Here is a 19171-nt window from a genome sequence, read left to right as displayed (position 1 = left end):
CCCGCGCCGGACGAATCCCGCAGCATCGATTGCAGCGCCCGCCAGTCCGGCACACACAGGGCCGGACGACATGGAAGCGAAACCTCCCCGCCGCACCCGCGAACGGATTCTCGAGTTGTCGTTGAAACTCTTCAACGAGATCGGCGAGCCGAACGTCACGACCACGACGATCGCCGAGGAAATGGAAATCAGTCCAGGCAACCTGTACTACCATTTCCGCAACAAGGACGACATCATCAACAGCATCTTCGCGCAGTTCGAGCAGCAGATCGAACGGCGGCTGCGCTTTCCCGAAGATCATCGTCCGACGATCGACGAAACCTGGTCGTACCTGCAGTACATGGCCGATTTCATGTGGACCTACCGGTTCCTGTATCGCGACCTCAACGACCTGCTCGCCCGCAACCGCACGCTCGAGACGCACTTCAAGCAGATCATCAGCCACAAGGTGCGCTTCGCGCGCGAGATGTGCGAGCTGCTCGTGTCCGACGCCGAGATGGTCGCGACGCCCGCCGAGATCGAAGTCATCGCCACCAACATGGCCGTCATTTCGACGTACTGGCTGTCGTATCAGTACGTGATGCATCCGCGCAAGTACAACGACCAGGACGCGATTCGCGAGGAACTGCACCAGGTCAGCATGCACGTGATCTCCGTGATGGCGCCGTACCTGCGCGGCCGTTCGCGCCAGCTGTTCGACGACCTGGTCTCCGGCAAGCTGCCGAAGCGCCAGTTCACCGACTACCTGCCGCCGCGCGACGGGTCGCCGCGCCCCGCCGGCGGGCCGGTCGCCGTTGGGCAGGCCCCCGCCAAGGATTCCAAGCAATGAAGGCAGTCTGCGTTTACTGCGGCTCGTCGTCCGGCGTGCGGCCCGTCTATGCCGACGCCGCGCGCGCATTCGGCCGCGCGCTCGTCGGTGCCGGCCTGACGCTCGTGTACGGCGGCGGCCGTGTCGGCCTGATGGGCGTGATCGCCGACGAAGTGATGGCGGTCGGCGGCCGTGCGGTCGGCGTGATTCCCGAACTGCTCGTCGACAAGGAAGTCGGCCATACGGGGCTGTCGGAACTGCACGTCGTGCCCGACATGCACCACCGCAAGAAAATGATGGCCGACCTCTCGGACGCGTTCGTCGCGATGCCCGGCGGCGCCGGCACGCTCGAGGAGCTCTTCGAGGTCTATACGTGGGCGCAGCTCGGCTATCACCGCAAGCCCGTCGCGCTCTACAACATCGATTCGTTCTACGATCCGCTGATCGCGCTGCTGCGTCATACGGTCGACGAGGGTTTCATGCGCCCGGCCTATTTCGACGCGCTGTGCGTCGATTCGGAACCGGTCGAACTGATCGAGCGGCTGCGCCGCTATCAACCGCCCGCCCGCGACAAGTGGGCGCCCGACGCAGCGAAGTAACCGTCCCAGGGAGCCGCACACGATGACCGCACCGTCCGGCCGCAAGGCCGTCCTCGTCACCGGCGCGAGCCGCGGCATCGGCCGCGCGACCGCCGTGCTCGCGGCCGAACACGGCTGGGACGTCGGCATCAACTACGCGCGCGACGCGGCGGCAGCCGAACGCACCGCGCAGGCCGTCCGCGATGCGGGCGGCCGTGCGTGCGTCGTCGCGGGCGACGTCGCGAACGAAGCCGACGTCGTCGCGATGTTCGACACCGTCGCGGCCGCGTTCGGACGCCTCGACGCGCTCGTCAACAACGCGGGCATCGTTGCGCCGTCGATGCCGCTCGCCGACATGCCGGCCGACCGGTTGCGGCGGATGTTCGACACCAACGTGCTCGGCGCGTACCTGTGCGCGCGCGAAGCCGCGCGCCGGCTGTCCACCGACCGCGGCGGCCAGGGCGGCGCGATCGTCAACGTCTCGTCGATCGCCTCGCGGCTCGGCTCGCCGAACGAATACGTCGACTACGCGGGCTCGAAAGGCGCGGTCGATTCGCTGACGATCGGTCTTGCAAAGGAACTCGGCCCGCACGGCGTGCGCGTCAACGCGGTGCGCCCCGGCCTGATCGAGACCGAAATCCACGCGAGCGGCGGTCAGCCGGGCCGTGCTGCCCGCCTCGGCGCGCAGACGCCGCTCGGCCGCGCGGGCGAAGCGCACGAAATCGCCGAAGCGATCGTCTGGCTGCTCGGCGACGCGGCGTCCTACACGACGGGCGCCCTGCTCGACGTCGGCGGCGGCCGGTAACCGCACGCGCGGCACATCAAAACCGTCACCCGAAGCGACCCGTCGTCACGGCGCCACAAATCTCCACAATTTCGTGACGGTTTCAGTAAACATTCGTAACAGTTCCGTGATTTACTAGCGGCCAGCCAGACAGGCGCCGTAAACGCCTGTTTCTTGCCGCCATGATGCGGCCCTTATCGGTCCGGCCCATGTCGCCGAACCGGCTCGACTCGACCCGAGATCTTTTCCATGCCTGGAACCGCAGCGCCCGGCCGGCGACGCACGTCTGTGCCCGCTCCGGCCCCGCACACCCGTTCAACCGCCGACGCCGACCTCACCGCGACGCTTGAAGCCGCCGGCACGCCCGTCATGGCCGTGACCGCCGCGACCAGCACCACGCGCGACCGCTCGCTCCTGCTCGGCTGGCGCGCGTGGCTGCTCGCCGCCGCGCTGGTCTGCGCGTATGTGCTGCCCGGCGTGCTCGGCCACGATCCGTGGAAACAGGACGAAACCTACACGTTCGGCATCATCCAGCACATGCTCGAGACCGGCGATTTCGTCGTGCCGACCAATGCCGGCCTGCCGTTCATGGAAAAACCGCCGCTTTACGCGTGGGTCGCGACCAGCCTCGCGTGGCTGCTGCAGCGCGTGATGCCGCTGCACGACGCGGCACGGCTCGCGAGCGCGCTGTTCGCCGTACTCGCGTTCGGCTTCATCGCGCGCGCGGCGCGCATCGCCAACCGCGCCGACAGCTGGTTCGACCTGCGTGTGATCGGTCCCGTCGTGCTGAGCGCGGGCACGCTCGTCGTCATCAAGCACATGCACGACATGATGACGGACGTCGCGCTGTTCGCCGGCACGGCAATGGGCTTCTGCGGGCTGCTCGAACTCGTGATGCGGCACGTCGCGCACGCGCAGCAGATGCGGCACGGGCTGCCGGTCCGGCCGTCGGGCCGCTGGGCCGCGCCGGTCTTCGGCGCGGGCGTCGGCATCGCGCTGATGGCGAAGGGGCTGTTCGTGCCGCTCGTGTTCGCGGCCACGCTCGTCGGCGCGCTGGTGCTGTACCCGGCCTGCCGCACCCGCTCGTTCGCGCGCGCACTCGGCGTCGCCGCGCTCGTGTTCGCGCCGTTCGCGCTGATCTGGCCGACCGCGCTGTTCCTGCGTTCCGAGACGCTGTTCATGACGTGGTTCTGGGACAACAACGTCGGCCGCTTCTTCGGCTTCTCCGTCCCCGAACTCGGCGCGGAAAACGACAAGCCCTTCTTCATCCTGCGTGCGTTCCTGCTCGTCGGCTTCCCGGTCGCGCCGCTCGCGATCGTCGCGCTCGCGCGCGGTGCGTGGCGCGACTGGCGCACGCCGCGCATCGCGCTGCCCATGCTGTTCGCCGGCGTCGGGCTCGTGGTGCTGCAGGTGTCCGCAACGTCGCGCCAGCTCTACATCCTGCCGTTCTTCGCGCCGCTCGCGCTGGTCGCCGCGCAGGCGATCGAACGCATTCCGCGCACGCTGCATCTCGCGTGGGATTACTTCAGCCGCGTGCTGTTCGGTACGGCCGCCGCACTCGCCTGGGGCATCTGGGCAGTGATGGCCGATCCGGCTGCGTCGCGCGCGGATCTCGCGCTGCTCGGCCGCTGGCTGCCGCTCGACTGGACGATGCCGATCGAGCCCGCGCTCGTGGTCGGTGCGCTCGCGCTGACGGTCGGCTGGCTGACGCTGCTGCCGAAGCTGCGCACGACGGGCCTCTGGCGCGGCGCGCTGTCGTGGGGCGCCGGCGCAGTCGTCGCGTGGGGGCTCATCTATACGCTGCTGCTGCCGTGGCTCGACGTCGCGAAGAGCTACCGCTCGGTGTTCGACGACCTGAACGCTCATCTCGCGCTCGAATGGAACGACGGCGACTGCATGGCGAGCCTGCACGGGCTCGGCGAATCGGAAGCGCCGATGCTGTACTACTTCTCCGGCATCCAGCACACGCCGATCGACGACGCGAAGACGACGCGCTGCACGTGGATGATCGTCCAGGGCGTGCGGGCCGTCGATCCGGCGCCAGGCAGCGAATGGAAACTGTTCTGGACGGGCGCGCGCCCGGGCGACAACGAAGAACTGCTGCGCGTCTACGTGCGCACGCCCGAACAGCACCTGCAGTGACGCAGGACGGCGCGGCGCGCCGTCTTGCCCGACTTCATCTCCGGCAAAAAGGTTGAGACCGGCCGCCCGAGCAGCGCCGCCGGCCAGTTTCGCCGATCGCCAACGCAACCGCGCGAATCTCCGGGCTTGCCCCCTCCTCGTCACTCATGCGACCGCCCGGATCATCAGAACGACGAACCGGGTTCGCGAAGAAACGCCGTCTCCTCATCGGTCGACTCGCGGCCGAGAATCGCGTTCCGGTGCGGAAAGCGGCCGAAGCGCTCGACCACGGCTGCATGCCGCAACGCGAAGCGGTGATAACTCTCGCACCCTGCCTCGCCGCGAATGCCCGCGCACAGGCGCACGGCCTCGCGCTGGCTCTCGATCGACTCGTCGTGCTCGAACGGCAGATACGCGAACACGCGGTGATGGCCGCTCGGCAGTTGCGCATCCCAGCCGGCCGCGACAACGCGGCGTGCGAGCGCGAGTGCCTTCGGATCGGCGGCAAACGCGCGCGGCGTGCCGCGATGGATGTTGCGCGAGAACTGGTCGAGCACGACGATCAACGCAAGCGCACCCTCCGGCGAACCGGCCCAGTGATCGCATGCGCCGTCGCACGCGGCGTCGAGCAGCGCGCCGTAGCGCGTGCGCAGCACGTCGTCGAACGCCGCGCCGCCGTTGAACCAGATCTTGCGTTCCTGCCCGAATTCGGCCGAGCCCGGTTCGCCGAACCAGAAATCCAGAATCTCGCGCGCTTGCGGATCCAGCGCCGCCGCGCCCGCCGCCCCGGTGTCGATCGTCATGCAAACTCCAGTACGAGGCGCCGCGTTCGCGCGCTCTTCTTTTCAAGTTTCGCGACGCGCAGGTCGCCGATTTCCGACGTGTTGCGCACGTGCGTGCCGCCGCACGGCTGCAGGTCGACCTGCTCGATGCGCAGCAGCCGCACGCGGCCGAGGCCCATCGGCGGCTTCACGCTCATCGTGCGCACGAGTTCGGGCCGCTCGGCCATCTCGTCGTCGGTGATCCATTCGGTCGTGACCGGATACGCGCCGGCGACCAGGCCGGCGAGGCGCCGCTCGACGTCGTCGCGGTCGATCGCTTCGGACGTCGCGAAATCGAGCCGCACATAGTCGGCCGTCACGCTGCAGCCGTCGACCGCGTACGGCAGCACCGCGCACATCAGGTGCGCGGCCGTATGCAGGCGCATGTGCCGGTAGCGGCGCAGCCAGTCGATCTCCGCGACCACGCGCGTGCCGGGCACGAGCGTCGCGACGCGCGCCTCCTGCCCCGGTGCCGGCACGTGCAAGGCGTCGTCGGGCGTCGCGCCGTCGAACTTTGCCTTGCGCGTATCGGCGATCCCGATCGTGCTGCCGTCGGGCAGGGTCAGCGTGCCGGTGTCGCCGGCCTGGCCGCCGCCGAGCGGATAAAACACGGTGCGGTCGAGCCGGATGCCGTCGTCGCCGACGGCCTGAACGATCGCGTCGCACCGCGTGAGGTACGCGTCTTCGCGAAACAGCGCTTGTGTCGTCATCGGGCGAGCCTCGTATCGATTGCGGGAAACGGCCAGTGTCGCGCCGTGCGGCGCACGCGCCCAGACGCAGATCGTCCCGCGCGCGGGCAGCGGCGTACCGGTCGATCAACCGGGCCGGTTGCGCATCCAGTCGGCCGTGTCGTAGAACGAATGCATGAGCCGCTCGCGCAGCGGCTCGGGCAGCCCGACATCCTCCATCGCCCACGCCATGCAGCGCAGCCACTGGTCGCGCTCGACCGACGCGATCGGGAACGGCAGGTGCCGCGCGCGCAGCCGCGGATGGCCGAACCGGTCGATGTAGTGGCCGGGCCCGCCGAGCCAGCCGCACAGGAACCAGAACAGCTTGTCGCGCGAACCGTCGAGCGATGCCGGGTGCAGCGCGCGAATCTGCGCGAACTCGGGCTCGAGGTCCATCAGGTCGTAGAAGCGGTCCACCATTTCGCGCACGCGGGCTTCGCCGCCCACGAGCTCGAACGCCGTCGGCTGCGACGGCGCATCGTCATTCACATCGGTCATACGGATAGTCGGAAAACGGGATCTTCGGGGCCGCCGGCGACACTCATGCGTCGCGCAGCGACTGCAGCGCGGGGCGCCGCAACACATTATGCAGGCTCAGCCAGCCGGCCGCACCGGCGCACGCGACGCCGGCCGCGATGCCGGCCGGCACGAGCCACGGATCGACGGCGAGCCGGAAATCGAACACGCGCGACGCGAGCACCCAGCCGACCGCGATCGCGCCCGCCGACGCCAGCGCGCCGGCCAGCGCGCCGACCACGACGAATTCCGCGCGCTGCACCGCATTGACCTGCGCGCGCGACGCGCCGAGCGCGCGCAGCAGCGCGGCTTCGCGCACCCGCTCGTCGCGCGAGCCGGCGAGCGCCGTGTACAGCACGAGCACGCCGGCCGCCAGCGTGAACGCGAACAGGAACTGCACCGCGCCGACCACCTGCAGCATCATCCGCTGCAGTTGCGCGAGGATCGGCGCGACGTCGATCGCGGTCAGGTTCGGGTAGCGCGCGATCAGCGGATCGAGCAACGCGGCGTCGGATGCAGGCAGATGGAAGCTCGTGATGTAGACGGCCGGGAAATCCTTCAACACCTGCGGCGGCATCAGCACGAAGAAGTTGACGCGAAACGTGCCCCAGTCGAGCTTGCGCACGCTCGTGATCGGCGCGTCGACCGTCAGCCCCGTCACGTCGAAGCGCAGCGTGTCGCCCGGCTTCACGTTCAGCATCTTCGCGAGGCCGGCCTCGATCGAGATCTGCGGCGCGGCCGCGGTGCCGAACCAGTCGCCTGCGACGATCCGGTTGTCGGACGGCAGCTCGGTCGTATACGACAGGTTGAACTCGCGATCGACGAGCCGGCGCGCCTCGTCGGACGGATAGGCGTCCGGATTCACCGGCTTGCCGTTGATCGCGACAAGGCGGCCGCGCACCATCGGCGCGGGCACCGCGTCGCGCACGCCGTGCGCGGCCAGATAGGCCGCGACATCGTCGCGCTGGTCGGGCTGGATGTCGATCAGGAACTGGTTCGGCGCATCGGGCGGCGTCGATTGCCGCCAGCCCGCGACGAGGTCGTTGCGCGTGATCGCGATCAGCAGCAGGCACATCAGGCCGAGCGCGAGCGCGGTGATCTGCAGCGCGCTGGCCGTGCCGCGCCGGTGCAGCGACGCGAGCGCATAGCGCCAGCCGACGCCCGCGGCCACGCGCGCGTTGCGCACCGCGCGCGCGGCGGCGAACAGCACGAGCCGCGCGAACAGCGCGAAACCGACCAGCGCGCCGGCGAAGCCGCCCGCGACGATCAGGCCGAGCTTCAGGTCGCCGGCGGCCGCGATCAGCAGCCCTGCGAACAGCACGACGCCGACCGCATACGCGACCCACGCGGTGCGCGACGCATCGCCCCATTCGCGGCGCAGCACGCGCACCGGCGGCACGCGCGTGAGCGGCACGAGCGGCGGCAGCGCGAAGCCGAGCAGCAGCACGAGCGCGGCACCCACGCCGATGAGCGCCGGCCACAGCGTGGGCGGCGGCAGCACGACTTCGATCAGGCCGCCGAGCGCGGCCAGCAACGCCCAGTGGCCGCCGTAGCCGAGCACCGCGCCCGCGGCGCCCGACACGATCCCGATGCCGACGAATTCGAGCGCGAACAGTGCGCCGAGCGTGCGGCGGCTCACGCCGAGGCAGCGCATCGTCGCGCAGCCGTCGAGATGGCGCCGCATGTAGCGCTGCGCGGCCATCGCGATCGCGACCGCCGCGAGCAGCGCGGTCAGCAGCGCGACGAGCGTCAGGAAATGGCGCGCGCGATCCAGCGTCTGCCGCACCTGCGGCTGGCCTTCCTGCAGCGACTCGAGCCCGACGCCGCGCAGCTTCCCGCCGTCGACGCGCTCGTGCGCATAGGTTTCGAAGCGCGCGACGGCCTGCGCATCGCCGGCAACCAGCAGCCGGTACGTGACGCGGCTGCCGTAGCCCGTGAGCCCCGTCGCGGCGAGTTCGTCCGCGCGCATCATCAGCCGCGGCGAAAAATTGACGAACGAAAAGCCGCGATCGAGTTCGCGGGAGATCGATGCGGCGACCGTGAACGTGCGCAGCCCGACACGCACCGTATCGCCCGCCTTCAGGTGCAGCGCGTCGAGCAGCGCGGGGTCGGCCCACACGGTGCCGGGCGCGGGAATCGCGGTCGCCTTGTGCGCGGCGGCGGCGCCGGCCGGCAGGATCTCGACGGCGCCGCGCAGCGGATATCCGGGCGACACGGCCTTCACGGCCGCGAGGCGCGCGGGCGCTGCGTCGGCCGTCTGCCCGCCCGCGGCGGACGCGATCATGCTCGGGAAAATCGCGGTCGTCGCGGTACGCAGGCCGAGCGCGCGGGCCTGACGGTCGAACGACAGATCGACGGGACGGTCGGCGCGCACGACGAAATCGGCGCCGAGCATCTGGCGCGCGTCGCGCTCGAGCCCCTGGCGCAGCCGGTCGGCGAGAAAGCCGACGCTCGTCGGTGCCGCGACCGCGAGCACCAGTGCGAGTACGAGCAGCGTCAACTCGCCCGCGCGCCAGTCGCGCGCGGTCATCCGTGCGGCCTGGCGGATCAGGTCGCGCAGGCCGAAGCGGCCGGCATGCGCGGGCATGTCATGGCCGGGTTGCCCGGCCGGCGGCTGCGCCGCGTGTTGCGGCCCCTTCAATCGCGCTTACCCCCGATCGAGTTGAGCCGCGACACCATGTGGTTCGCCATCCCGCGAAAACCGCCCGACACGCCGCGCCACAGGCGCGGCAGCGCCCAGGCCGAAGCGGCGACGAAGGCCGCGAGCAGCACGAGGAACGCGAGCGGGACGAAGAAGGCGAGCGCGAGCCCGCCGACCACGAGGCCGTCCTCGGTCGACGACGCAACCCAGTTCGAAATCGGTTCGGGAGACAGGTTGATCAGCGCGCGCGTACCGGCCTTCGCCACGTGCGCGGCGCCGGCGAGCGAACCGCCTACAAGGCCCGCGACCGCGAGCACGGTCGGATCGGCATGGCCGAGCGCGCCGGCTGCGAGCACGGCGCCGGCCGGGATGCGGATGAAGGTATGCACGGCATCCCACAGCGAGTCGAACGCGGGGATCTTGTCGGCAAGGAATTCGGTGACGGTGAGCACGGCGGCGGCGCCGATGACCCACGGCGACATCAGGACGGCCAGCGTGTCGGGCAGATGGAGCCAGCCGACCCGCGCCAGCACGCCGGCAATCAGCACCGTCAGGTACAGGCGCAGCCCGCTCGCCCACGCGAGCCCCGCGCCGAGCGAAATGGCTTCGATCATGGCCCTCTCCTTGCACTTTCCGTGCGCTTTGCCGATCGATCGGATCGGGTCGGTCAGACCGGCCGCGCGGCGCGTGGCGACCGGCGCCGCAGGCCGCGAACGGCACAACGACATTCAGGCCCGAATGCGTTCCATTATAGACAGGCTAACCGGGCAGCCGGCGCAATTCCGCGGTGCAGTGCCCGGGCGCAGCGCGTCCGGGACTCCGTCGTCAGGCGGCCGACGACAGCTTGAGGCCGATCAGCCCGGCGACGATCAGCGCAGCGCTCGCGACGCGCGCGACGGTCAGCGCCTCGCCCATCATCACGATGCCGAACACGAACGCGCCGACCGCGCCGATGCCCGTCCACACCGCGTACGCGGTGCCGAGCGGCAACTGGCGCATCGCGGCCGCGAGCAGCCCGAAGCTGGCCAGCGCCGTCACGATCGTAAACACCGACGGGCCGAGCTTCGTGAAGCCGTCCGACGATTTCATGCCGGCCGCCCAGGCCACTTCCAGCAAACCGGCAATCAACAACCATACCCACGCCATCGCGACGTACTCCGTATCGGATGGGGCCGTCCCCGTTGAAGCGAATGACCCGGGGTCGTCCCCGGGCGGCGCCGAGTATAACAAGAGGCTTACGGACACGCCGGACGCGGCGCACGGCCGGCGGCCGATCCGGGGCAGGATCGGCCGGGCCCGGTCAGCTCGGCATCAATTCGACACACGCTTCGGCGCGACGCCGCCGACGCAGCGGTCGTCGCGGTACAGCGCCCACTCCTCGCACACGCGGCCATCCTTGAACATGCACATCCCGACCTGTCCGCTCGGCAGGCTGCGGATCACGTGGCGACCGCCGAGCTTCTCGCAGTTGACCGACGCGGGATTGGCGAGCGCTGCCTGCGCGGGCGGCTGTTGCCCCGGCGGCAGCGGTTGGGCGAACGCGCCGGGCGCAGTCAGCGCCAGCGCACAGATGACGGCCAGACGGACGGACATTGCACGCTCCTCGTTTTTGTTCGCGGAACGGTCAGCATAACGGGGAATCCGCGGCCGGTGTGCAAGGCCGGCGCCGGCTGCGCGACTGTCGCGCCGACGCAACCCTGCCGGCGCGCGGCGTCACGCCAGCCCGGGCTGCCGCCGCCGCGCGATGCCTGTCACGCGGCGCCGACCAGCCGGTAGCCGACGCCCGTCTCGGTGACGATGTACTCGGGCTGTGCCGGGTCGCGCTCGAGCTTCTGGCGCAGGTGCGCCATGTAGATGCGCAGGTAGTGATGGCTCTCGACGTGCGACGGCCCCCATACGTCGCGCAGCAACTGGCGGTGCGTGAGCACGCGCCCCGCGTGCCGCACGAGCGTCGCAAGCAGCCGGTATTCGAGCGGCGTCAGATGCACGATCTCGCCGTCGCGCCACACCTGGCGCAGCGCGAGATCGACGGTCACGGTGCCGAAGCTCACCTTCGGCGTCTCGTTCGCGCCGCCCTGGTTGCGCCGACGCAGTTGCGCGCGAATCCGCGCGCGCAGTTCGGACACGCCGAACGGCTTGGTCAGGTAGTCGTCGGCGCCCGCGTCGAGCGCCGCGACCTTCTCCTCTTCCTGCGTGCGCGCGGACAGCACGATCACCGGCACCTCGGACCAGCCGCGCAGCTCGCGGATCACGTCGAGGCCATCGGTATCGGGCAGGCCGAGGTCGACGATCACGAGATCGGGCTTGCGCGTCGCCGCGTCGATCAGCCCCTGCTTGCCCGTCTCGGCCTCGAACACGGCGATGTCCTCCTCCTCGAGCGCGGCACGCACGAAGCGGCGGATCTGCTTTTCGTCCTCGATCAGGACAACGGTCAGGCTGGGTTCACTCATGGTCTGGCAATGGCTCGGATGGGGACGATGCGCCCGGCACGTCGGATTCGTCGTCGGGCACGGCGGGCGCGGCCGGCGGCGTCTCGACCGGCAGCGTGAACCAGAAGCGCGCGCCCGTCACGCGGCCGTCGGGCGCGGTGCGGTTGAGCGCGCCGATTCTACCGCCGTGCGCCTCGACGATCGCACGGCAGATCGCGAGGCCGAGCCCGATGCCCGGCGTCGCCGATTCCTTCTCGCCGCGCGTGAACTTGTCGAAGATCCGCGATTCCATGCCGGCCGGCAGGCCCGGGCCGTAATCGTCGACGTGCACGCGCACGAACGGGTTCCCGTAGGGCAGCCCGTCGTCGGTCACGCGCTCCGCGCCGATGTCGAGCGGGGTGTCGGGCGGCGTGTACTTCGCCGCGTTCTCGAACAGGTTGGTGAACAGGCGTTCCATCAGCACCGCGTCCATCTGCAGCAGCGGCAGGTCGGCCGGCAGCGACACGCGCGCGGGATGGCGCGCGAGCACGCGCTTGCACGCGGCGAGCGCGGCGCCGACGGTTTCCTCGAGCAGCGACCACTGGCGCTTGAGCTGCAGGCTGCCGGCCTGCAGCCGCGCCATGTCGAGCAGGTTCGTGACAATGCCCGTCATCCGCAGCGCCTCGTCGTGGATCGCGTCGACGAGCTCTCCCTCGCGCTGCGCGAAGCGTTCGGCCGCCGCGGCGTCGCCCTGCGCGGCCGCGCGCCCGTTCGCGAGCATCGACGAGAAGCCGACGATCGTCGTGAGCGGCGTGCGCAGGTCGTGCGAGATCGCCGACAGCAGCGAGTTGCGCAGCCGCTCGGATTCCATGTTCACGAGCGCGTCGCGCGCGATCTCGACGTAGTGCACGCGTTCGAGCGCGAGCGCGATCTGCGCGGCGAATGCGTCGAGCATCCGCAACTGTTCGGGCACCTCGAGCTCGCGCGGCTCGCGCGACACGACCGCGAGCACGCCGCGCGTACGCATCGGCGCCTTCAGCGGCAGGTACAGCGCGGCCGTCGCGGGCAGCGTGTCGGTGCCGCGGCCGGCCGGCTTCTGCTGGTCGTACACCCACTGGCCGACATCGCTGTCGAGATCGGCGCCCGTCAGCGTGACGGCCGCGTCGGGTTCCTCGATCTTCTGGCGCACCTTGTCCGCGCTGTCGGGCAGCAGGAACGCGACACGCGCGCGGAACACCTCGCCCACGTGGCGGCTGCCGATCTCGACGATCTGCTCGGTCGTCAGCGCCGCACCCAGCTCGCGCGCCATCGCGTAGATCGCGCCGGTGCGGCGCTCGCGGCGCTGCGCGATGCTCGCCTGGCGCGTCAGCGTCGACGTCAGGTGACTGATCACGAGCGACGTCAGCAGCATCCCGAAGAAGGTCAGCAGGTATTGCGTGTCGCTGACCGAGAACGACATGCGCGGCGGCACGAAGAAGAAATCGAATGCGGCCACCGACAGGAACGACTGCAGCACGCCCGGGCCGCGCCCGAGCCGCACGGCCGAGAACACGACGCCGAGCAGGTACAGCATCACGAGGTTCGTGAGGTCGAGCCGCTCGGACACGACGTTTGCGACGACGGTGATCGCCGCGCAGATCGCGGCCGCGTACACGTAGTGCCGCGGCGGCGAACGGTGCGTGCCGAACTTCGCGAACGCATCGCGCCAGTCGCGCGCACGCGGGTCGAGCGGCGCCGCGCGCGCCTCGTCGCTCGCGGACGCGCGGATCAGCATCAGGTCGACGTCGCCCGCGCGTTCGGCGAGCTGCTCGCCGAACGGCCGCGCGAAGCGGCGCATGAGCCCGACCTTCGGCGAGCCGCCCGCGACGATCTTCGACACGTTGCGCACCTTCGCATAGCCGATCAGCGCGGCGACCGCGTCGCCGCCGGCGAGCGTGGCCGTTTCCGCGCCGAGTTCGGCCGCGAGCTTCAGCGCGTCGAGCGTGCGCTGCCGCTGCGCGTCGGGCAGCCGCTGCAGGCGCGGCGTCTCGACATACACGGCGATCCAGTCGGCCTTCAGGCTCGCGGCGAGCCGCGCGGCCGCGCGCACGAGCGTCGGCGCTTCGGCGCCCGGACCGACGCACACGAGCAGCCGCTCGCGCGCCTGCCAGATGCGCTGGATCGAACGGTCGGCGCGGTATTCGCGCATCTGCGCATCGACGCGATCGGCCGTGCGCCGCAGCGCCAGTTCGCGCAGCGCGATCAGGTTGCCCTTGCGGAAGAAGTTGCGCACCGCGCGCTCGGCCTGCTGCGCGAGATAGACCTTGCCGTCGCGCATCCGCTCGAGCAGTTCCTCGGCCGGCAGGTCGACGAGCGTGACTTCGTCGGCCGCGTCGAACACACGGTCGGGCACGGTCTCCCACACGCGGATGCCGGTGATTGCGCCGACCACGTCGTTCAGGCTTTCGAGGTGCTGGACATTGACGGTCGTATACACGTCGATGCCCGCGTCGAGCAGTTCATAGACGTCCTGCCAGCGCTTCAGGTGCCGTGCGCCCTGCACGTTCGAATGCGCGAGTTCGTCGACGAGGATCAGTTGCGGCTGGCGCGCGAGCGCGCCATCGAGATCGAATTCGGCGAGCGTGCGGCCGCGATAGTCGATGCGCGCGACCGGCAGCACGTCGAGGCCGTCGAGCAGCGCGGCGGTTTCGCCTCGGCCGTGGGTTTCGACGATGCCGACGACGACGTCGACGCCGTCCTGCAGGCGCTGGCGCGCGGCCTGCAGCATCGCGTAGGTCTTGCCGACGCCGGCCGATGCGCCGAAGAAGATCTTGAGCTGGCCGCGCCGCTGCTTTTCTTCGTCTCGCTGCAGCTTGTCGAGGAGTTGGTCTGGATCGGGACGGTTCATGCGTCAGGAAAGCGGAGCGCCCGGATGCGCGCGAGTACGAGCATTGTTGTTCCAAATCGCCGCAAAAGGCAAAGACGGCGCATGCGCCGTCGGGAAAATGCGCGTCCGGCGCGGCTCAAGCCGTGCCGGGCACCGGTTGCCGGGCCTGAAGCCCGGATGCGCGATCAGTGCGCGGCCTGCGCCGCGTCGAGCGCGAGGTTCAGCTTCAGCACGTTCACGCGCGGCTCGCCGAGCACGCCGAACTGGCGGCCCGTCGTGTTCGCGGCAACGAGCTGCGCGACCGCGTCGGGCGCCAGGTTGCGCGCCTTTGCGACCCGCTCGATCTGGTATGCGGCGGCGGCCGGCGTGATCTCCGGATCGAGGCCGCTCGCCGACGCCGTCACGAGGTCGACCGGCACGGGCTTCGACATGTCGGTGCCGGCCTCGCGCAGCGCGGCGATGCGCCCCTTCACCTGGTCGGCGAGCGACGGATTCAGCGGGCCGAGGTTCGAGCCGCCGGAACCGGTCGCGTTGTACGGCATCGGCGCGGTGGCCGACAGCCGGCCCCAGAAGTACTTCGGCGCATCGAACGGCTGGCCGATCAGCGCGGAGCCGACCGCCTTGCCGTCCTTCTCGATCAGGCTGCCGTTCGCCTGCGACGGGAACACGGCCTGGCCGAACACGGTCATCACGGCCGGATACGCGAGCCCCGTCACCGCGGCAAGCACGACAAAGAGCACGACGAGCGGACGAATCAACGTTTTCATGATGTTTCCTTCAAGACCTCAGGCCCAGCCGAGTGCGGCGAGCGTCATGTCGATCAGCTTGATGAACGGGAACGGCAGCAGCACGCCGCCGAGGCCGTAGACCAGCAGGTTGCGGCGCAGCAGCGATGCGGCGCCGAGCGGCCGGTACGTGACGCCCTTCAGCGCGAGCGGGATCAGCGCGACGATGATCAGCGCGTTGAAGATCACCGCCGACAGGATCGCGGATGCCGGCGACGTCAAGTGCATGATGTCGAGCACGCGCAACTGCGGGTACGTGGTCACGAACGCGGCCGGGATGATCGCGAAGTACTTCGCGATGTCGTTCGCGATCGAGAACGTCGTCAGCGAGCCGCGCGTCATCAGCATCTGCTTGCCGATCTCGACGATCTCGATCAGCTTCGTCGGGTTCGAATCGAGGTCGACCATGTTGCCCGCTTCCTTCGCGGCCTGCGTGCCCGTGTTCATCGCGACCGCCACGTCGGCCTGCGCGAGCGCCGGCGCGTCGTTGGTGCCGTCGCCCGTCATCGCGACGAGGCGCCCCGCCGCCTGGTGCTCGCGGATCGTCGCGAGCTTGGTTTCCGGCGTCGCTTCCGCGAGGAAATCGTCGACGCCCGCTTCCGCCGCGATCGCCGCGGCCGTCAGCCGGTTGTCGCCCGTCACCATCACGGTCTTGATGCCCATCTTGCGCAGTTCCGCGAAGCGCTCCTTGATGCCGCCCTTCACGATGTCCTTCAGCTCGATCACGCCGAGCACGCGCGCCGCCCCTTCATGCAGGTCGGCCACGACGAGCGGCGTGCTGCCGCGGCGCGCGACGTCGTCGACCGCGCGGCGCACTTCTTCCGGGAAGCGGCTGCCGTGCGTCTCGACATAGCGGCGGATCGCGTCGGCCGCGCCCTTGCGGATCTCGCGGCCGGGCAGGTCGACGCCGCTCATCCGCGTCTGCGCGGAGAAGCCGAGGAACGTCGCGTGCAGTTGCCCCATGTCGCGCTGGCGAATGTTGAAGCGCTCCTTCGCGAGCACGACGATGCTGCGGCCTTCCGGCGTTTCGTCGGCGAGCGACGATAGTTGCGCGGCGTCGGCCAGCGCTTCCTCGGTCACGCCCGGCGCGGGCACGAACATCGACGCCTGGCGGTTGCCGAGCGTGATCGTGCCGGTCTTGTCGAGCAGCAGCACGTCGACGTCGCCGGCCGCTTCCACCGCGCGGCCCGACGTCGCGATCACGTTCGCCTGCATCATCCGGCTCATCCCTGCCACGCCGATCGCGGACAACAGCCCGCCGATCGTCGTCGGGATCAGGCACACGAGCAGCGCGACGAGCGCGGTGATCGTCACCACGTGGCCGGCCTTCATCGCGTCGACCGCGAACGTCGAGAACGGCAGCAGCGTCGCGGTCGCGAGCAGCATCACGATCGTCAGCGCGACGAGCAGAATCGTCAGCGCGATCTCGTTCGGCGTCTTCTTGCGCTTCGCGCCTTCGACCATCGCGATCATCCGGTCGAGGAACGCCTCGCCGGGGTTCGCCGTGACCTTCACGACGATCCAGTCGGACAGCACGCGCGTGCCGCCCGTTACCGACGAGAAGTCGCCGCCCGATTCGCGGATCACCGGCGCGGATTCGCCGGTGATCGCCGATTCGTCGACCGACGCAACGCCGTCGACGACCTCGCCGTCGGCCGGGATCACGTCGCCGGTCTCGACGAGCACGATGTCGCCGCGGCGCAGGTCGGATGCGGTCGTGATGCGGATCGGCGACTTCGGATGCGGCTCGTTGAGCTTCTTCGCCATCACGTCCTTCTTCGCGCTGCGCAGCGATGCGGCCTGCGCCTTCGAGCGCCCTTCGGCGAGCGCTTCGGCGAAGTTCGCGAACAGCACCGTGAACCACAGCCACAGCGCGATCGCGAGGATGAAGCCCGCGGGCGCCTCGGCCTGGCCGGCAAGCGCTGCGATCCACAGGATCGTGGTCAGGATGCTGCCGACGTATACGCAGAACATCACCGGGTTGCGGAACTGCGTGCGCGGCGTGAGTTTCTTGAACGAATCCACGATCGCCGGGCGCAGCAGCGCCGGATCGAACATGGACCGTGTTGCGGAATGTTGAGTCATTGCGATCTCTTCAATCTCTTCAGTCTTTTCAACGTGTGGCCATGCGGGCGCGCGTCACGCGCCCAGCCACATCATCAGGTGCTCGACGCCAGGGCCGAGCGCAAGCGCCGGCACGTAGGTCAGCGCGCCCACCAGCAGCACGGTGCCGAGCAGCAGCACGACGAACAGCGGACCGTGTGTCGGCAGCGTGCCGCTCGTCACCGCGATGCGCTTCTTCGCGGCGAGCGAGCCGGCGATCGCCAGCACCGGCACGATCGTGCCGAAGCGGCCGAACCACATCGCGATCGCGGTCATCCAGTTATAGAACGGCGTGCCGACCGTCAGGCCCGCGAACGCGCTGCCGTTGTTGTTCGCGGCCGAACTGAACGCGTACAGGATTTCCGAGAAGCCGTGCGGGCCCGGATTCGCGATGCCGGCCTTGCCTGCATCTGCGAGCACGGCGATCGACGTGCCGACCAGCACCAGCAGCGGCGTGAGCAGCACGACGATCGACACCATCTTCATCTCGTACGACTCGATCTTCTTGCCGACGTATTCCGGCGTGCGGCCGATCATCAGGCCGGCGACGAACACCGCGAGCAGCGCGAACACGAGCATCCCGTAGAGGCCCGAGCCGACCCCGCCGTAGACCACCTCGCCGAGCTGCATCAGCAGCATCGGCACGAGGCCGCCGAGCGGCGTCAGCGAATCGTGCATCGTGTCGACCGCGCCGCACGACGCGGCCGTCGTCGCGACCGTGAAGATGCCGGTCTGCGCGATCCCGAAGCGGGTTTCCTTGCCTTCCATGTTGCCGCCCGACTGCAGCGCGCTCGCCGACTGGTCGACGTGCAGCGCGGCGAGCGTCGGGTTGCCGCCCTGCTCGGCGCTCACCTCGACGCCGACCGCGACCGCGAACGCGACCGTCATCGCCGCGAGCACGGCGATGCCCTGCCGGCGGTCGCCGATCACGCGGCCGAACACGAGACACAGCGCGGCCGGGATGATCAGGATCGCGAAGATCTGGATGAAGTTCGCGAACGGCGTCGGATTCTCGTACGGATGCGCAGAGTTCGCGTTGAAGAAACCGCCGCCGTTGGTGCCGAGCATCTTGATCGCTTCCTGCGACGCGACCGGACCCATCGCGAGCGTCTGCTTCGTGAGCGGGGTCGGCACCGTCACCGGAGCGCCCTTGTCGTCCTTCACCGGGTTGCCCTGCGCGTCGAGCTTCGGCGCCGCATAGGTGCTCGCCTGCAGCACCGGCACGTCCTGGTACGCCTTCATGTTCTGGATCACGCCCTGGCTCATCAGCAGCGCGGCGACGATCATCGACATCGGCACGAGCACGTACATCGTCACGCGCGTGAGGTCGACCCAGAAGTTGCCGATGGTCTGCGCGGTGTGGCGCGCGAAGCCGCGGACCAGCGCGATCACGACGACGATGCCGGTCGCCGCCGACAGGAAGTTCTGCACGGTCAGGCCGAGCATCTGCGTCAGGTAGCTGACGGTCTGCTCCGGCGTGTAGTCCTGCCAGTTCGTGTTGGTGACGAAGCTGACGGCCGTGTTGAACGCGCCGTCGACCGTCATCGCACCGAACTGCTGCGGGTTGCCGGGCAGGAAACCCTGCAGGCGCAGCAGGCCGTAGAGGAACAATGCGCCGAGCGCGTTGAATGCGATCGTCGCGATCGCGTACTGCTTCCAGCTCATCTCGCTGCCGGCGTCGACGCCGGCGATGCGGTACAGCGCGCGTTCGAGCGGCCCGAACACGCGCACGACGCGCGAACTGCCGTCCATCACGGCCGTCAGGTAGCGCGCGACCGGTACGGCCGCCGCCAGCAGCACGACGATGAACAGCAGCATCTGCAACAGGTTGTTCGCGTTCATTCGATGTCCTCCGCGCGCAGCAGCGCAAAGACGAGATACGCGAACAGCAGGGCTGTCGATGCGCCCGCCAGCCAAAGCATCCAGGTCATGCTCGCCCCCCGCGACCGTATTGCACGAGCTTCTCGCAACCGGCAACCAAACCGAGGATCAGCACGGTGAAAAGCACCAGG

17 protein-coding genes are annotated in these 19171 nt (G+C 69.6%); 4 read left to right on the top strand and 13 right to left on the bottom strand.

Annotated elements, in window-relative coordinates:
* Window positions 1-70: 70 nt before the first annotated feature.
* From ACPUER_RS11000 to ACPUER_RS10985, 4 genes are all read left to right on the top strand, one after another.
* Window positions 71-829 (top strand): TetR/AcrR family transcriptional regulator, encoded by a 759-nt coding sequence (locus ACPUER_RS11000; protein WP_072440730.1) that lies wholly within the window; start codon window positions 71-73, stop codon window positions 827-829.
* Window positions 826-1407, top strand: coding sequence for a TIGR00730 family Rossman fold protein (locus ACPUER_RS10995; protein WP_175962877.1), 582 nt, complete (start codon window positions 826-828; stop codon window positions 1405-1407). Before ACPUER_RS11000 ends, ACPUER_RS10995 begins: the two co-directional genes overlap by 4 nt.
* Before the next feature lie 22 nt (window positions 1408-1429).
* On the top strand, window positions 1430-2191 hold the full coding sequence (locus tag ACPUER_RS10990; RefSeq protein ID WP_175962876.1) for an SDR family oxidoreductase: 762 nt from the start codon (window positions 1430-1432) through the stop codon (window positions 2189-2191).
* Between the two features lie 228 nt (window positions 2192-2419).
* Window positions 2420-4312, top strand: a complete 1893-nt coding sequence (locus ACPUER_RS10985) for an ArnT family glycosyltransferase (RefSeq protein ID WP_425131083.1) — start codon at window positions 2420-2422, stop codon at window positions 4310-4312.
* A gap of 164 nt (window positions 4313-4476) precedes the next feature.
* On the opposite strand, the gene ACPUER_RS10980 is transcribed toward ACPUER_RS10985, so the two are convergent.
* The 13 genes from ACPUER_RS10980 to kdpF form a co-directional block, all read right to left on the bottom strand.
* Window positions 4477-5094, bottom strand: coding sequence for a DUF924 family protein (locus ACPUER_RS10980; RefSeq protein WP_425131082.1), 618 nt, complete (start codon window positions 5092-5094; stop codon window positions 4477-4479).
* Window positions 5091-5822: an alanyl-tRNA editing protein gene (locus tag ACPUER_RS10975; protein WP_175962873.1), complete on the bottom strand. Its 732-nt coding sequence runs from the start codon at window positions 5820-5822 to the stop codon at window positions 5091-5093. The genes ACPUER_RS10980 and ACPUER_RS10975 overlap by 4 nt, the downstream gene beginning before the upstream one ends.
* Before the next feature lie 105 nt (window positions 5823-5927).
* Window positions 5928-6338 (bottom strand): group II truncated hemoglobin, encoded by a 411-nt coding sequence (locus tag ACPUER_RS10970; RefSeq protein ID WP_425131081.1) that lies wholly within the window; start codon window positions 6336-6338, stop codon window positions 5928-5930.
* Between the two features lie 43 nt (window positions 6339-6381).
* Complete coding sequence (locus ACPUER_RS10965) at window positions 6382-8943, bottom strand: ABC transporter permease (RefSeq protein ID WP_425131080.1); 2562 nt, start codon at window positions 8941-8943, stop codon at window positions 6382-6384.
* A 50-nt stretch (window positions 8944-8993) separates the two neighbouring features.
* Window positions 8994-9611, bottom strand: coding sequence for a DUF4126 domain-containing protein (locus ACPUER_RS10960; RefSeq protein WP_425131079.1), 618 nt, complete (start codon window positions 9609-9611; stop codon window positions 8994-8996).
* A gap of 211 nt (window positions 9612-9822) precedes the next feature.
* Window positions 9823-10143 carry a quaternary ammonium compound efflux SMR transporter SugE gene (gene sugE, locus ACPUER_RS10955; protein WP_175962871.1) on the bottom strand — a complete coding sequence of 107 codons (321 nt, stop codon included), beginning with the start codon at window positions 10141-10143 and terminating at the stop codon, window positions 9823-9825.
* Window positions 10144-10308: 165 nt separating this feature from the next.
* Entirely contained in the window at window positions 10309-10590 is a 282-nt protein-coding gene (locus ACPUER_RS10950) for a DUF333 domain-containing protein (RefSeq protein ID WP_072440740.1), read from the bottom strand.
* Window positions 10591-10748: 158 nt separating this feature from the next.
* On the bottom strand, window positions 10749-11447 hold the full coding sequence (gene kdpE / locus ACPUER_RS10945) for a two-component system response regulator KdpE (RefSeq protein ID WP_072440742.1): 699 nt from the start codon (window positions 11445-11447) through the stop codon (window positions 10749-10751).
* Window positions 11440-14292 (bottom strand): DUF4118 domain-containing protein, encoded by a 2853-nt coding sequence (locus ACPUER_RS10940; RefSeq protein WP_425131078.1) that lies wholly within the window; start codon window positions 14290-14292, stop codon window positions 11440-11442. Before ACPUER_RS10940 ends, kdpE begins: the two co-directional genes overlap by 8 nt.
* A gap of 164 nt (window positions 14293-14456) precedes the next feature.
* Complete coding sequence (gene kdpC, locus ACPUER_RS10935) at window positions 14457-15038, bottom strand: potassium-transporting ATPase subunit KdpC (RefSeq protein WP_310138665.1); 582 nt, start codon at window positions 15036-15038, stop codon at window positions 14457-14459.
* Between the two features lie 18 nt (window positions 15039-15056).
* On the bottom strand, window positions 15057-17141 hold the full coding sequence (kdpB, locus tag ACPUER_RS10930; RefSeq protein ID WP_175962868.1) for a potassium-transporting ATPase subunit KdpB: 2085 nt from the start codon (window positions 17139-17141) through the stop codon (window positions 15057-15059).
* Window positions 17142-17195: 54 nt separating this feature from the next.
* A complete protein-coding gene (gene kdpA, locus ACPUER_RS10925) occupies window positions 17196-19001 on the bottom strand; it encodes a potassium-transporting ATPase subunit KdpA (RefSeq protein ID WP_347065457.1) in 1806 nt (601 codons plus the stop codon).
* Window positions 18998-19090, bottom strand: a complete 93-nt coding sequence (gene kdpF / locus ACPUER_RS10920) for a K(+)-transporting ATPase subunit F (RefSeq protein WP_006752209.1) — start codon at window positions 19088-19090, stop codon at window positions 18998-19000. The genes kdpA and kdpF overlap by 4 nt, the downstream gene beginning before the upstream one ends.
* Between the last annotated feature and the right edge of the window lie 81 nt (window positions 19091-19171).

The sequence above is a fragment of the Burkholderia sp. DN3021 genome, assembly GCF_049805555.1.
In the GTDB taxonomy this organism is placed as follows: domain Bacteria; phylum Pseudomonadota; class Gammaproteobacteria; order Burkholderiales; family Burkholderiaceae; genus Burkholderia; species Burkholderia pyrrocinia_C.
The sequence above is the reverse complement of the archived record's forward strand: the minus strand, read 5'-3'. Positions and strand labels throughout refer to the sequence as shown.